The organism is Rhizobium sp. Pop5 (genome assembly GCF_024721175.1).
Taxonomy (GTDB): domain Bacteria; phylum Pseudomonadota; class Alphaproteobacteria; order Rhizobiales; family Rhizobiaceae; genus Rhizobium.
The window spans coordinates 813,139-826,264 of record NZ_CP099402.1 but is presented as its reverse complement, the minus strand read 5'-3'; the positions used below and the strand labels follow the sequence as shown (position 1 = coordinate 826,264).

15 protein-coding genes are annotated in these 13,126 nt (G+C 60.0%); 11 read left to right on the top strand and 4 right to left on the bottom strand.

Features of this window, described 5'->3' with window-relative positions:
• The 10 genes from NE852_RS31950 (at position 1) to NE852_RS31905 (ending at position 7,863) form a co-directional block, all read left to right on the top strand.
• On the top strand, positions 1 to 945 hold the full coding sequence (locus tag NE852_RS31950) for a peptidyl-prolyl cis-trans isomerase (protein WP_008532943.1): 945 nt from the start codon (positions 1 to 3) through the stop codon (positions 943 to 945).
• Positions 942 to 1,976 carry a HupE/UreJ family protein gene (locus NE852_RS31945; protein ID WP_008532944.1) on the top strand — a complete coding sequence of 345 codons (1,035 nt, stop codon included), beginning with the start codon at positions 942 to 944 and terminating at the stop codon, positions 1,974 to 1,976. Before NE852_RS31950 ends, NE852_RS31945 begins: the two co-directional genes overlap by 4 nt.
• Complete coding sequence (locus tag NE852_RS31940; protein ID WP_052034581.1) at positions 1,973 to 2,572, top strand: HupE/UreJ family protein; 600 nt, start codon at positions 1,973 to 1,975, stop codon at positions 2,570 to 2,572. Before NE852_RS31945 ends, NE852_RS31940 begins: the two co-directional genes overlap by 4 nt.
• Before the next feature lie 65 nt (positions 2,573 to 2,637).
• Positions 2,638 to 3,183 (top strand): HupE/UreJ family protein, encoded by a 546-nt coding sequence (locus NE852_RS31935; protein ID WP_245270706.1) that lies wholly within the window; start codon positions 2,638 to 2,640, stop codon positions 3,181 to 3,183.
• Between the two features lie 119 nt (positions 3,184 to 3,302).
• A complete protein-coding gene (locus NE852_RS31930) occupies positions 3,303 to 3,572 on the top strand; it encodes a hypothetical protein (RefSeq protein WP_008532948.1) in 270 nt (89 codons plus the stop codon).
• Positions 3,573 to 3,612: 40 nt separating this feature from the next.
• Positions 3,613 to 4,041, top strand: a complete 429-nt coding sequence (locus tag NE852_RS31925; RefSeq protein WP_008532949.1) for a cysteine rich repeat-containing protein — start codon at positions 3,613 to 3,615, stop codon at positions 4,039 to 4,041.
• Complete coding sequence (locus tag NE852_RS31920) at positions 4,032 to 4,637, top strand: OmpA family protein (protein WP_008532950.1); 606 nt, start codon at positions 4,032 to 4,034, stop codon at positions 4,635 to 4,637. The genes NE852_RS31925 and NE852_RS31920 overlap by 10 nt, the downstream gene beginning before the upstream one ends.
• Positions 4,638 to 4,668: 31 nt before the next feature.
• The gene (locus NE852_RS31915; protein ID WP_008532951.1) at positions 4,669 to 5,361 is read left to right on the top strand and encodes a hypothetical protein; all 693 of its coding nucleotides are present in this window, start codon (positions 4,669 to 4,671) and stop codon (positions 5,359 to 5,361) included.
• 93 nt (positions 5,362 to 5,454) lie between these two features.
• Positions 5,455 to 5,943: an ion channel gene (locus NE852_RS31910; RefSeq protein WP_008532952.1), complete on the top strand. Its 489-nt coding sequence runs from the start codon at positions 5,455 to 5,457 to the stop codon at positions 5,941 to 5,943.
• A 288-nt stretch (positions 5,944 to 6,231) separates the two neighbouring features.
• A complete protein-coding gene (locus NE852_RS31905; protein ID WP_008532955.1) occupies positions 6,232 to 7,863 on the top strand; it encodes a DUF1254 domain-containing protein in 1,632 nt (543 codons plus the stop codon).
• Between the two features lie 344 nt (positions 7,864 to 8,207).
• Here NE852_RS31905 and NE852_RS31900 read toward each other — a convergent pair whose 3' ends face one another.
• From NE852_RS31900 to NE852_RS31890, 3 genes are all read right to left on the bottom strand, one after another.
• On the bottom strand, positions 8,208 to 9,293 hold the full coding sequence (locus NE852_RS31900; RefSeq protein ID WP_008532957.1) for a Do family serine endopeptidase: 1,086 nt from the start codon (positions 9,291 to 9,293) through the stop codon (positions 8,208 to 8,210).
• A gap of 66 nt (positions 9,294 to 9,359) precedes the next feature.
• Positions 9,360 to 9,869, bottom strand: coding sequence for an Hsp20/alpha crystallin family protein (locus NE852_RS31895; RefSeq protein WP_008532958.1), 510 nt, complete (start codon positions 9,867 to 9,869; stop codon positions 9,360 to 9,362).
• 97 nt (positions 9,870 to 9,966) lie between these two features.
• Positions 9,967 to 10,443 (bottom strand): Hsp20 family protein, encoded by a 477-nt coding sequence (locus tag NE852_RS31890; protein ID WP_008532959.1) that lies wholly within the window; start codon positions 10,441 to 10,443, stop codon positions 9,967 to 9,969.
• A gap of 214 nt (positions 10,444 to 10,657) precedes the next feature.
• Between NE852_RS31890 and NE852_RS31885 the strand changes: the two genes are divergently transcribed.
• Positions 10,658 to 10,879, top strand: a complete 222-nt coding sequence (locus NE852_RS31885; RefSeq protein WP_008532960.1) for a hypothetical protein — start codon at positions 10,658 to 10,660, stop codon at positions 10,877 to 10,879.
• Between the two features lie 29 nt (positions 10,880 to 10,908).
• On the opposite strand, the gene NE852_RS31880 is transcribed toward NE852_RS31885, so the two are convergent.
• Positions 10,909 to 13,113 (bottom strand): amylo-alpha-1,6-glucosidase, encoded by a 2,205-nt coding sequence (locus NE852_RS31880; RefSeq protein ID WP_008532961.1) that lies wholly within the window; start codon positions 13,111 to 13,113, stop codon positions 10,909 to 10,911.
• Positions 13,114 to 13,126 lie beyond the last annotated feature (13 nt).

Below are 13,126 nucleotides of genomic sequence, written 5' to 3'. Positions count from 1 at the left end.
ATGAAGATTCTGTCCGACGTCCCGAAAAAGAATTGGCAGCGGCTTCTGAGCGAACCGCTGCTGCACTTCGTCGTCATCGGCCTGGTCGTGTTCGGTGGCTACCGCCTGTTCACCCCGACACCCAAGGAAGTCGTCGATCTGCAGAAAATCAGTCTTACGAAGGATGACGTCCGTCAGCTTGCGATGACTTGGCTGGCGCAGGGCCGGCCTGCGCCGACGCCGGATGAGTTGCGCAGTCTGATGGACCAGAAGGTCACCGAAGAGATCCTGTTCCGCGAGGCCGTCTCCCTCGGGCTTGATCGCGACGACGAGATCATCAAGCGCAGGCTGGCCCAGAAAATGGACTTCCTGGCCGCCGACCTGGCGACGCTGGACGAGCCAAATAACACTCAGCTCAAGGAGTGGTACGCGAAACGTGCAGATCGCTTCGCGCTTTCGCCACACCTGAGCTTTCGTCATCTCTACTTCTCATTCGACAAGCATGGCGAGGCCGCTCGCGAGGCTGCCGAAGCCGCCATCCCTTCCGTCTCAGGCAAAGCTGCGGACTCGCCGGAGGTCGCTTCGGTCGCCGACCCGTTCATGTTCCGGAACTACTACGGCGACGCCACGCCCGATCAGATGGCCAAGGAGTTCGGACCGGATTTCGCCAAGGCGCTCTTCACCCTGAAACCCGGATCGTGGGAAGGGCCGGTACAGTCCGGTTACGGCTGGCATCTCATCTGGATCGATTCCGTCGAACCCGGACGGGTTCCTGCCTTCGAGGAAGTGGCACCCGCCGTCAAATCAGCCTGGCTCGACGAGCGTTACGCCGAGGTGAAGAACAACGCCCTCAGAGAGATGCGTTCACGCTACGTCGTGAGCCTGCCGACAGTAACCGCCGATGACCTCCGGGACCTGGAAGCTCCCACCGGTGCTGGTACCCAGATCGAGTTGTCAGCACAATGAGCGCCCGGCTGATGTTATCCATGTCGATTTGGCGTTTGTTGCTTGGTGCTGTCGTGGCAGCCGTCACGTTCGTCTCGAGCGCCGTCGCCCACGAGATACGGCCCGCCTATCTTCAGATCGATCAGATGGCGGCTAACCGTTACAAGGTCGTTTGGCGCACGCCCATACTGTCAGGCATGCGGCTCCCGATCGTTCTGCGGTTTCCCGACAGCGTGCGCAACGTGACGGAGCCGGCCCAGCGCGACCTTCCGGATTCACTTGTCCAGACGCGGGTGGTGGAGACAGATGGCGCTGGTCTTGCAGGTAAGCGTGTAGAATTCGTCGGTCTGCAGGCGACGATCACAGATGTGCTGGTCCGCGTTCACCTGCTGGACGGCACCGTCGAGACGACGATGATCCACCCCTCCCAACCATGGATCGACTTCGCCGCCACGCGCAGTCCACTTGCCGCGGCGAGAGTCTACTTCGTGAGTGGCTTCCAGCACATCCTTCTCGGTATCGATCATTTGCTGTTCGTCTTCGGTCTGCTCTTCATCGTCCGCTCGCGGTGGATGCTGGTGAAGACGATCACCGCCTTCACGGTCGCCCATTCGATCACGCTCGCCGTCGCGACGCTGGGCAAGGTCGCGGTTCCGGCGCTTCCACTCAACGCGATGATTGCACTGTCCATCCTGTTTCTCGGTCCCGAGATCGTCAGAGTGTGGGGTGGGCAGACGAGTTTTACGATTCGCCATCCATGGATCGTCTCCTTTGCCTTCGGGCTGCTGCATGGCTTTGGGTTTGCGAGCGGACTAACGGCGCTCGGCCTGCCGCAGGGCGACATCCCGTTTGCGCTGCTGATGTTCAATCTGGGCGTCGAGGCGGGCCAGTTGGCCTTCGTCGGGCTCATTCTCCTGCTCATCGCCGCCTTGAAATCGATCGAGATCAGGCTGCCGCGCAGCCTGGAACTGCTGCCCGCCTATGTGGTCGGGATATTGGGCGCCTATTGGACCATTGATCGTATCGCGGTGATGATTGGGGGAATGGCATGAGACGTTCAGCACTTCATCGCATGGGACTTTTCACTACGGCACTCCTGCTCTCTGCCGGCGCCGCCGAGGCCCATGTCGGGAGGGGCGGCGCGTCGGGTTTCACCGCCGGCTTCCTCCATCCGATAACTGGGCTTGATCACGTCGTGGCGATGATTGCCGTTGGCCTGTGGGGCGCGCAATTGGGCAAGCCTGCCATCTGGATGCTGCCGATCACGTTCCCCCTCGTCATGGCATTCGGCGGCATTCTCGGCCTTCTGGGCGTGCCTATGCCCGGCGTTGAAATTGGCATCGCCCTGTCGGGCGTCCTGTTGGGGGCGGCCGTCCTCACCGAAACCCGGCCGCCGCTGTTTGCGGCGGCGATCCTGGTCGGGGTGTTTGCGATCTTCCACGGTTACGCGCACGGTGCCGAACTGCCGCACGGAGAAAACGCCCTGTTCTTCAGCCTAGGCTTCGTGATCGCGACCGGACTGTTGCACGCCATCGGCATCGTCATCGGACTGCTCTACCAGTGGCCTTGGGGAAAGATCACCGTCAGGGCCGCCGGTGGCGCGGTCGGAGCCGTCGGCGCGTTCTTCCTATGGAATGCACTGGCATGACAAAGGTTGGGGCTCGCGGGAAAAATCACATTAACGCCGGATGGGCGTCTATCGGGATCGCAGCAATGCCTGTCGAGGCCAGCGCTCATCTCGTCAATACCGGGCTGGGGCCGATCTATGACGGGGTCGCTCATTTCGCGATGTCGCCGGAAGCAATTCTGCCCATCGTCGCGCTTGGTATATTTGCCGGACTTCGAGGGCCAATCCACGCACGCGCTTCGGTTCTGATCCTGCCGGTAGGGTGGGTTGCATTCGGCCTGGTGGGAATGCTGGTCGGCCCGCTCGCCCTCAACTCGGTCATCGAAAGTCTTCCGTTGCTGATCCTGGGGGCCCTGGCGGCTGCCGACATCCGAATGCCGTCATGGGGAACGGGATCGCTGGCCCTGCTGCTCGGGGCGTTCGAAGGTTGGAGTTTCGGGTCGGCATACTCTGCCTCCCGCGACGGTCTCCCTGCACTCGCTGGGTCGGCCGGTCTTGTCTTCGTCTTGATCGCCTTCGTCTCGGCTGCCGTGCTGAAAGCGAGGTGGGACTGGACGCGCATTGCGATGCGGGTGGTCGGCAGTTGGACGGCGGCGAGCGGTATGCTGCTTCTGGGATGGGGGCTGCGTTGACTGGAGGCCCGGCCTCGAGATCGTTTGTTACTGTAAGATACGGTGCCAAGAGAGAAATCTGGATCATCATGTTGTGAACTTGTCTGCTGAGAGGCGACGTACGCGAATGGATAGACCGGATGACCAACGGTGTTGGATTCGTGAGGGACTGCTTCAAGGTGCGCGCCAAGGTGGTCGAGGAGCTCGCCGCCCGCAGCGAGGGATTCCGTGACCTTTGCGACGATTTTCTGACTGCGCATGACGAGAAGCTCCGGTGGGAAGGCTCGTCTGCTCCCGAGCGGGGCGAGCGGGTCGCCGAGTATCAGGAGCTCATCGACAGCATGCGGATCGAGATCGAGCAGGCGCTCGACAGAGCAGCCATCGTGCCATTGAGACCCTCACGACGATAGCCGTCGACCACTTCAGATCAATCGCTCGAGGAAAGGAAGAATGATGATAGAGAAAATTCGCATCTTCGCAGGAACGGCGCTCGCCGCGCTCCTGTCTATGACGGCCGCGGGTCAGGCAGACACGATCAGCTATGCTGATGCGGTGACGACGCTCGCCAAGGAATGCGGGTCCGACATCAAGAAGTTCTGCAACGGTCAGAACCTCGGAAACGGCCGCATCCAGGCTTGCCTCGAGAAAAACGCTTCAAAAGTCTCGCCGAGCTGCACCTCGACCCTTGGCAGCGTCATGACATCGATCGCTCAGCGTCAGGAGGCACAGGCCTCGGTCTTCAAGGTCTGCCAGCACGACATCTCGCAGTACTGCAACGGCATCAAAGGCGACGGCAACATACTCGCCTGCCTCGTCGAGACGAAGCGCGTCGATAACAAGGAATGCAACCAGGCAATTGCCGACGCAGGATGGCGTTGATCCATGGCCAAAGACAGGGGAAACAAGATGATCGTTCAAGGCCTTCGTATCTCGGTGGGCTCGGCCTGCTTCTGGCGCCGTGCGTCGTTTCCGCCCAGCAGCTCGACAACAGTCAGATCATGAGCACGCTCGGACAGGTGAAGTCCGCGGCACCCGCCGTCGATGTCGCCCTGCTCGTCGAGGAAGCCAACGCCAATGTTGGGAAGGGCGTCGCGGCACTGCCCAATTGGAGCAAGCTGTCGGAGCTTTCGCAGTTGATCGTCGAGATCGATTTCGAAAACAACGCGACCGCCATCGAGCCCAAATCCTACCGCACCGTCGGGCTGATCGCCGACGCGCTCCACCATCCGGACCTGTTCCGTTACAAGTTCCTCATCGTCGGGCACTCGAGCGCGACCGGAACCGCCAAACACAATCTCGAACTCAGCCAGAAACGCGCCGACGCGATCAACGAGGCGCTTTCGACCACCTTCGCGGTGTCGCCTGATCGCCTGTTTTCGGTCGGCGCCGGAGAAGAATGGCCGATCGATCCCGGCCACCCCGAATCGGCTGACAACAGGCGGGTACAACTCATCAATCTGGGACTTTTGAAATAGCGTCCCTCAGCTAGAAAGAGGAGTAGAACTGATGCTTAGAATTTCCGGCACATGCGTCATCGCAGTGGCTGCTGGTCTGCTAATCACGTCTCCTGCGCTTGCACAGGACGCGATTTCAGCACCCGCACAGAAGACGATTGGCGCGACCAAGTCGAAGATGGTGCCGTCGCTTGCCGTTCTCAATTCTGGAGGTGCAAAGCTCGAGAATGGCAAGCTCACCATGAGCGGTATCTCTGCAACATCGATCGTGTTCGCCGACCGCCCCGTGCGATCCGCGGGCCATGTCCTGACCTCCGAGTTCATCAAGCAATGGGATGAAGGCCCCGACAGTTTCGCAAAGGATCCTCCGAACGCGACGATCTCGGTCTTGAGCGGCAAGGGGGATAGCGTCGCCGATGCGGTCGTCGTCCTGAAGACGCCGAAGCTGGAGGGTGGAAACCTCACCTTCGACGTCGCCGTCCTCGAAGGTGATCTCGCCGGTGCCGATGGTCCCGCGTCGCTGTTCATTGACTGGTTCGCAGCCCGTGGCCCCTACGGGGGTGTCGCGGTTGGGGGTGTTGGTCGTGCAGCGGTCTGGCGTGGCGGCTGGTACGCTCATCCCGGCGCGTACTACGGCGCAGGCGTCGTCGCAGGGGCGGCGCTGGGCGCGGCTGTCGCTTCCGAGCGTCCTTACTATTACCCGCATCCGGCGTGCGGATATTACCCCTATCCGCCGTGCTACTAGCACCAAGGCCAAGCGACATGCCTGTGCTCGTTTCGGTGCGGTGGGAGGTTTGCAAGAGCCTTCCACCGGAGGCGACAGGACTGAGGAGGTAGATTGGACCATCTAGCGAGCCCGAACCCGGTATTCGAAATCTTCGTCGGCACTGTGTTTCTGATCGTCGTCATTTTCGTGCACGGCGTGGGTATCCGGAGCATCAGCCTTCAGTTCAGCAAATCCTGGGCACATGTCACCGGCGCTACGCCGCGCTGGCAGCTGAATCTGATACTGTCGGTGACGATCGCCGCGCTGGCGCTCCTGCACTTCGCAGAAACTCTGATCTGGGCGGTTCCCCTCTATGTCAGAGATATCATCCCCTCGATGCGCGACAGCTACTATTACGTGCTGGAGAGCTATACGACGCTGGGGGAGGGCAACGTCACTCTCCCGGATCGCTGGCGTCTGCTTGGGCCGATCATAGCAATGTCCGGCTTGTTCACCTTCGGTTGGACGGGGAGCGTCCTGGTCAGCATCATGACCGACTTCGGCAAGTTCGACAGACTGCAGGCGAGGCGCGAGCGTGTGGAGGAGGACAAGGCGCCATGAGGCGGTTCTCGCTTTCGCCGCTGCTGCTTAACGTAAGCGTGCGACCCCAGCTTCTATCGATACCCTTGCTGCGAGATGAGGAGCAGCCTCTACGCGGCGAGCGACGTCGATCCAGCAATCCCGAGCCTAATCAACGGTCGGTTCCGATCAATTTTCAAGTGCCAAAACTTTTCGAAATCGAGAGACACCAGTCAGCCTGTTAGCAGGTCTGGCGACAGCGGGTCCGACTTCGTCAGCGTGCGAGTTGACGCCCTGCTGCCCCGAAGTGATGAGACGAAAGGAAGAACCATGAGACCAATTCACGGCTATCTATCCACATTGATTCCGCCGTTCGCGGCAGGCACTTTCCTGGCCATGCAAACAATTGCCGCCTTGGCGGAGGCACCGCCAATCCCCGAATCCATTGCAACGCCTGACGTCGTCGATACCAATATCGGCAAGTTCGAGTTCAAGGACGGTGTGCCGAGCAAGTCCACCGCAGATAGGCTCTACGACAATCTCGACTTCACCTATGCCTACCGCGCCTTCATGGACAACATGCGCGGCGTCAGCATTCATGCGCTGCGCAATGCCATGCAGGATATCGGCATGAAGGAAAACGAGGTTCTCGTCTTCTCCGAATTGATGGATGCCAAGTCGCTCTTCCTGACGGCCAATGCCGACACGATCTACGTCATGGGGTATCTCGACCTCTCCAAGGGACCCGTGGTGCTGGAGGCTCCGCCCAAGTTCCTCGGCGTCGTGCAGGATGCTTGGTTCCGCTGGGTCGTTGACCTGGGTGGACCCGGACCCGACCGCGGAGAAGGCGGCAAGTACCTGATCGTGCCTCCGGACTACGACGGGCCGCTGCCGGAGGGCGGATACTATGTCACCCGCGCCCGGACCAACACGATACTGTGGTTCGGCCGATCGTTCCTCGAGAATCATGACGATCCCAAGCCAGTGGTGGAGACAATCCGTAAGTTTACCAAGGTCTACCCGTTTGAGCCCGGTGGTGTCGGTACCCCCATCGCCGAGTTCCTCGCCGGCAAGGCTAAATTGGGCAAGATCGAGCCGCCGCCGCCCACCGTCTTCCACGAAGGCAGCGGTAAGGTGATGAACACAATCCCGCCCAACGACTGGAACTATTTCGAGATGCTGAACGAAGTGGTGCAGCGCGAGCCTGCCACCTCGCTCGATCCGGAACTGATGGGGCCGCTGGCGGCAATCGGCATCGTCAAGGGGAAACCCTTTGCACCTGATGAACGCATGAAGAAGATCATGAGCGACGCGCTCGCGGTGGGCAATGCAACCTCGCGCAGTCTTTTCATGTCCCCGCGTGATCCGAGCTGGTTCTATTATCCGAACTCGTCCTGGTTCAATTTTCTCTTCCTAACTGGCTACGAGTTCGAAACACCGATCCCGGAGATTACCGCCGAGGGCGTCAAACCATTTCCCGCGACAGGCTATCGGACCATGGACGCGCGGACGAACTTCTTCTACGGCGTGACCGGTATCACCCCGGCCATGGCGATGCGGCTGCCGGGCATCGGCTCGCAATATCTGCTGGCGATGACGGATGCCGACAAAAACCACTTCGACGGTGCCAAGACCTACAAGGTGACGTTGCCGAAGGGTATACCCGAGGCGAATTTCTGGTCGTTCACGGTGTACGACAATTTGACTCGCTCGATGCTCGACACGCCACAGCGCTATCCGCGCTCGGGTAGCCAGAATTATCCTTCACCCGCTGCCGAGGCCGCTGCGGACGGCTCGACCACGGTCTGGTTTGCGCCTGAGCAGCCGCAAGGCGTTCCGCGCGGCAACTGGATTCAGACCGACCCGAAGAAAGGCTGGTTCACCATTCTGCGTTTGTACAGCCCGACCGAGCCTTTCTTCGACAAGTCATGGCGACCGAGCGAGATCGGACTGGTAAAGTGAGCATCTGGGCTACGTTTGTGCGGGCCAACCAACTCTAACGTTGGCCCGCAAGGAGGCGAATTTGGCCGGTCGTACGGCCGCGGTTGCCTGCCAGGGCTCCGAACTTCCCGATCGAGCTGCTTGATGATGTCACCCGCGCCTTGAGCGCCTAACATGCTGAAATACCTGGTCTCCACCCAAAGCGTCGGTTCATATCCGTTCAAGGCGAGGGTTTGCGCTAAGGCTCGTCGAGTGCTTCTTTGCGTTCGCAACAGCCTACGAAAGCTGGCACCATTGAATTCCCCGCTAATGAGCATTCTCGGCCGTGGACGAACCGCGAACGGAAACATGAAGAGAGGCGGCTTCTATGATCCGCTCACGCGTGCCCTAACCGGACGCTCCGAGCCACTACTCCTAACGGTCAGCTCGATCTGCGAGCCCACTGGCGTGAGACCTATGCGATTGCGCAGATCGGCAGCGCCATGAACTTGCCGACCATCGACAGCTGCCACCACGTCACCCGGTTTTAAACCCGCTGCAGCGGCCGGGGATCCCTGTTCAACCGCGGCGATCAGCGCGCCGCCCGCGTCTTCCAGCCCGAGCGACGCTGCGATATCGGAATCGATATCCTGGATCGCCACGCCGAGCTTGCCGCGAATGACCTCGCCATGCTGGATCAGCTGAGTCATCACCAATCTTGCGATCTTGCCAGGCACCGCAAACCCGATACCGATGTTGCCGCCCGCTGGGCTCAGTATTGCGGAGTTGATCCCTGCCAGCCGGCCGTCGAAAGTCACCAGCGCGCCACCCGAGTTGCCTGGATTGATCGAGGCGTCCGTCTGGATAAAATCCTCATAACCTTCTCGGCTGAGACCGCTTCGGCCAAGCGCGCTGACAATTCCGGACGTGACGGTCTGACCCAGCCCGAAGGGATTGCCGATCGCCACAACATAATCGCCAACGCGCAATGCGTCCGAGTCACCGAAAGGCAACGCTGTCAGATTGCGGGCCGGTATCTGGAGAACCGCAATGTCGGTACCCTTGTCGGAGCCGACAAGCTTTGCATCCAGCCGCCTTCCATCCTTCAGCGTCACGAGGATCTTGCGGGCATTTGCGACGACATGATGGTTCGTCAGGACGTAGCCGCGTGTTGCATCGACAATGACGCCCGATCCGGCGCTCAGTCGCGGCTCCGCCTGAGGTCGATCCGGAAGGTTGAAGTAGCGGCGGAAATAGGGGTCGCTGTAGAGCGGGTTATCCTCTTCGGGGGCCTGCGAGACAACCGAGATGTTGACGACTGCCGGCGTTACCTTCTCCAGCATCGGAGCAAGCGTCGGCACGCTGCCGCCGATCCCGTGCACGAATTGCGCCTGGGCTGGCAAGCCGCCAATGAGCAGGGAGACGGTGAAGACGATGATCAACGGCCTGATGAGCTTAACGAACGCAGACATGGTCCCTCCTTCGTTTTGAACATGCTGACGCAGAAAAAAGCCGGAGGACGTCCTCCGGCTTTTTCCTTAATGTTTGATCGCGATACGTTTGACCTGCGACTGCGCCTTCTCGTCCTTGGGCAAGGTCACAGTCAGCACGCCGTTTCGGAAGCGCGCTTCGACCTCGTCTTCCTTGACTTCGACGGTGAGCGGAATATGGCGCTCGAAGCGGCCATAGTAGCGCTCGGTAAACTGGCGATCCCTGTCTTCGGTCTCCGAGCGCTTCTCGCCCTTCAGCGTCAGCACGCCGTCATTCAGGAGGACCTCGATGTCCTTCTCCTCCAGGCCGGGGACTTCGGCCGTGATCCTGATCTCCTTGTCGGTGTCGGAGATCTCGACGCTTGGCCAGCCGGAACCGAGGCTGGAAGTGCTGGTAAACGACGGCAGACCGGAGCCGAAGCCGCGGAAGACGTCGTCGAACAGGCGGTTTACTTCGCGATGCAGCGACAGGAAGGGATCACGGTCGTCATCGCGTGGAAGACCTGGAACCTGATTGCCATTGCTTCGGCCCCAGGGAATCAAATCACGAACACTCATGTTTTTTCTCCTTATCTTGTGGTTCATTCGGCAAAGCTTCGCTGCCGGCCCCAGGCGTCGCTCAGGGCCTTGTGCGCGCATTCGCGCCGAGGATGGCTTAAGCCGCTTGCTTGTTGGCTTCGATCTGCTTTGTCTCAGTCATAGGCAGCGCTTCGCCGGTGCTGATCGCGATCTGGCGCGGTTTCATCTCCTCGGGGATTTCGCGCTTGAGATCGATGGTCAGCAGACCGTTGACGAGGCCAGCACCCACGACTTTGACGTGGTCGGCAAGTTCGAACCGTCGTTGGAACGAGCGGCCGGCGATGCCCCGATGCAGATACTGCACATCGTCAGCATTTGCCTTCTGGCCGAATACGAAGAGCATGCTCTGATCCTGCGTGATCGTCAGTTCGTCCTGCGAAAAGCCGGCCACTGCCATGGCAATGCGATACGCGCCTTCACCGGACTTGACGATGTCGTAGGGCGGCCAGTTGTCGATCGTTTCGACGCGGCTTGCAGCTTCGAGCGCATTCATCATTCGGTCGAAGCCAATGCTCGACCGGAACAGGGGAGAGAAATCGAGGTTTGTTCTCATAGCCATATCCTCCTTTCAAGCAACATGGATACAAGAAGACGCCAAGAGCAAATGGCGCCTCCTGGACTTGCCGATCCCCTTTGGGCGACCGGACAATAGTGATATAATTCAGTAGCTTGTAGTTTCAAGAACGTTGGATTTGCTCGGTAGAAAAATTTGATTTTTTCTGTTTGGACCACCAGATTCCTGTGATGAAACAAAAGGAGTAATGGGTATGACAATGACCTCCGAAGACGTCATCGCCATCCTCGGACCTGTCGACGAAACTTTGATAGCTGATGTGGTGGCAACTGGTGCCAACCAGGCTGAACTGGCGGAAGCCTTCGCATGGGTCAACTGCGACGAGGCGTTGATGAGTGAACGGCGGCCTCTGCCGACAGGCAGGACCGCCTTGGTGATCGACCTTCTCGTCTCAGACCAAGAGGAGTTGGAGTAGGCAAGCCGCCCGTGTGGAAGCAGCCTCGTCTATGCGGTGGTCAACACGCGAACCTCGCCCTGGCGACCGACAGTGTCAACCACCACGCTACGTCCGGAGCGGCGAATGGCAACGTCGGCCCAGCCGTTCCCGACCCGCAGGTGGCGCAGCATCACCTCATCCAGGAAGGAAGGCAGTTGCGGCTCGTCGAAGCTGATGATCCGGGCATTCGGTTCGAAGTCGAGGCCGAGGCAGGATTGCAGCAGAAGGAGGGGCGCCGCGGCCGCCCATGCCTGAGGAGAGCAGGCAACAGGATAGAAGGTCGGCCCCTGAGCCCGCTGGCGTGGCAAGCCACAGAAGAGCTCCGGAAGACGGCGCAAATCCAGATATGTCGAGGCCGCAAACAAACCTTCGAGGATCCGACTTGCCTCAGCGCGGTATCCGTAGCGGGCGAGACCGCTGGCGATCATTGCATTGTCATGCGGCCAGACAGAGCCATTGTGATAGCTCATCGGATTGTAGCGCGCTTCGGTGGAGGCGATGGTGCGAATACCCCAGCCGCAAAAGGACGACGCGCTCATCAGAGTTTTGGCAACCTGGGTGGCCCGCTCCGGATACGCGACACCGGTGAAGAGGGCATGGCCCGCATTCGAGGACCGGACCCTGCAAGGCTGCTTGTTCCCGTCGAGCGCCAAAACGAAGGTGCCGAGTTCCTCATTGAAAAAACTCGTATCGAAGGCACGACGAAGACCTTCCGCCCTTGCCAAAAATTTTGCCGCGCGTTCGGGTCTGCCGAGCAGGCGGAAAATCGCGGCGGCTGCCTGCCAGGCGCCATAAACGTAGGCCTGAACCTCGGCAATGGCGATCGGGCCTTTGGCGAGGCTGCCGTCGGCGTGGAAAACAGAATCGTGGCTGTCTTTCCAGGCCTGATTGATCAGCCCTTCCTCCGTCAACCGCCCGTATTCCACGAAACCATCACCGTCGCGATCGCCGTGTTCATCGATCCAGGTGAGAGCGGCCTCGATATTCGGCAGAAGGCGATTGATTGTGGCAAGATCGCCGGTTCGTTTCAGGTACTCGCCTGCCAGCAGTATGAACAAAGGTGTGGAGTCGATACTGCCATAATAGCGGCGGAAGGGCACTTCGCCCAGTTCGGCCATTTCGCCATAGCGCACTTCATGCAAGATTTTTCCGGGCTCGGCGTCTGCTGCCGGATCGACCTCGGTCGCCTGGTTCGCCGCAAGATGGCCGAGTACGCCACAGGCAATGCGCGGATCAAGCCACAGCGTTTCCAGCGCCGTGATCAGCGCATCGCGTCCGAAAACGGTGCTGAACCAAGGAATTCCGGCATAAGGATAGGGGCCTTCCGGCTTGTCGGTCATCAACATGTAAAGGTCGGAGACGCTTCGCTGGGCGGCCTCGTTAAAAATATCGTTTGACGTGACGATCGATGCCGCGCGCGAAGAAGAGGAGCGCAATGCACGGCGGGCATCGCGTAGGCCAAGGAAAAACGACTGGTAGCCTAGAGGCTTATCGTTGGCCTGGTCGCAGCAGATCTGGATGAATAGCGACCGCGTTTCGTGTGGCGCCAGATCAAGGTCATAAGTGACATGGCCGCTACCAAGTTCATCTGGGCGCGGATCGAAGGACAACTGCGTAGAGCGCTTCCGATCGTCGAGGCCGATATAGGACAGAAGAACGCGATCCTGTTCCACCACGGCCGGAAGCTGGCAGCCTTTCTTCGCCCTGACGGTTCCGCGTACCTCGAACAGATCGGCGAAGTCCGCTCCGAACGAAATTTCGATGCGCACTTGTTGTCGTCGCTCGTCGTAGTTCCTTACCCCCAAGCGCTCGTAACAACCGCCATTCCACAGAAAGCGTGTCCTGCGCAGGTGAATGAGATCATGCTCAAGTGTGAGCTTCCCCTTTTCGTCAAAGAGATCGGGGTTCGTGAGATCGCAAGTCAAGGTCGCATTGTCGTCGCGCAGCGTCGACGACAGAAGCATTGGCCGCTTGCCGTTGATCGTCAGATGCAGATGCGACAGGCAGCGTGTGTCCCGATGGAAGATGCCTTCCGGGCTGCCGGGCCCGGAAAGCGCGTCACCATTGTGGTCGAAGACGGCGAACGTGTCGCCGTGCTTCAGGGTGCGAGGCCGCCGCTCCTGCAGCGAGGCGGTTGCCGGAATGAAAAACTGCGCGATCGGCGCCCGGCCACCTGCCGATGCGGATTCATCGTGTACAGAAGCGATCGACATGCTGACGGCCTCC

Excerpts from the sequence above, each read along its gene's own strand:
- NE852_RS31950 (WP_008532943.1), top strand. The coding sequence starts at position 1 with ATGAAGATTCTGTCCGACGTCCCGAAAAAGAATTGGCAGCGGCTTCTG.
- NE852_RS31945 (WP_008532944.1), top strand. The coding sequence starts at position 942 with ATGAGCGCCCGGCTGATGTTATCCATGTCGATTTGGCGTTTGTTGCTT.
- NE852_RS31940 (WP_052034581.1), top strand. The coding sequence starts at position 1,973 with ATGAGACGTTCAGCACTTCATCGCATGGGACTTTTCACTACGGCACTC.
- NE852_RS31935 (WP_245270706.1), top strand. The coding sequence starts at position 2,638 with ATGCCTGTCGAGGCCAGCGCTCATCTCGTCAATACCGGGCTGGGGCCG.
- NE852_RS31930 (WP_008532948.1), top strand. The coding sequence starts at position 3,303 with ATGACCAACGGTGTTGGATTCGTGAGGGACTGCTTCAAGGTGCGCGCC.
- NE852_RS31925 (WP_008532949.1), top strand. The coding sequence starts at position 3,613 with ATGATGATAGAGAAAATTCGCATCTTCGCAGGAACGGCGCTCGCCGCG.
- NE852_RS31920 (WP_008532950.1), top strand. The coding sequence starts at position 4,032 with ATGGCGTTGATCCATGGCCAAAGACAGGGGAAACAAGATGATCGTTCA.
- NE852_RS31915 (WP_008532951.1), top strand. The coding sequence starts at position 4,669 with ATGCTTAGAATTTCCGGCACATGCGTCATCGCAGTGGCTGCTGGTCTG.
- NE852_RS31905 (WP_008532955.1), top strand. The coding sequence starts at position 6,232 with ATGAGACCAATTCACGGCTATCTATCCACATTGATTCCGCCGTTCGCG.
- NE852_RS31900 (WP_008532957.1), bottom strand. The coding sequence starts at position 9,293 with ATGTCTGCGTTCGTTAAGCTCATCAGGCCGTTGATCATCGTCTTCACC.
- NE852_RS31895 (WP_008532958.1), bottom strand. The coding sequence starts at position 9,869 with ATGAGTGTTCGTGATTTGATTCCCTGGGGCCGAAGCAATGGCAATCAG.
- NE852_RS31890 (WP_008532959.1), bottom strand. The coding sequence starts at position 10,443 with ATGAGAACAAACCTCGATTTCTCTCCCCTGTTCCGGTCGAGCATTGGC.
- NE852_RS31885 (WP_008532960.1), top strand. The coding sequence starts at position 10,658 with ATGACAATGACCTCCGAAGACGTCATCGCCATCCTCGGACCTGTCGAC.
- NE852_RS31880 (WP_008532961.1), bottom strand. The coding sequence starts at position 13,113 with ATGTCGATCGCTTCTGTACACGATGAATCCGCATCGGCAGGTGGCCGG.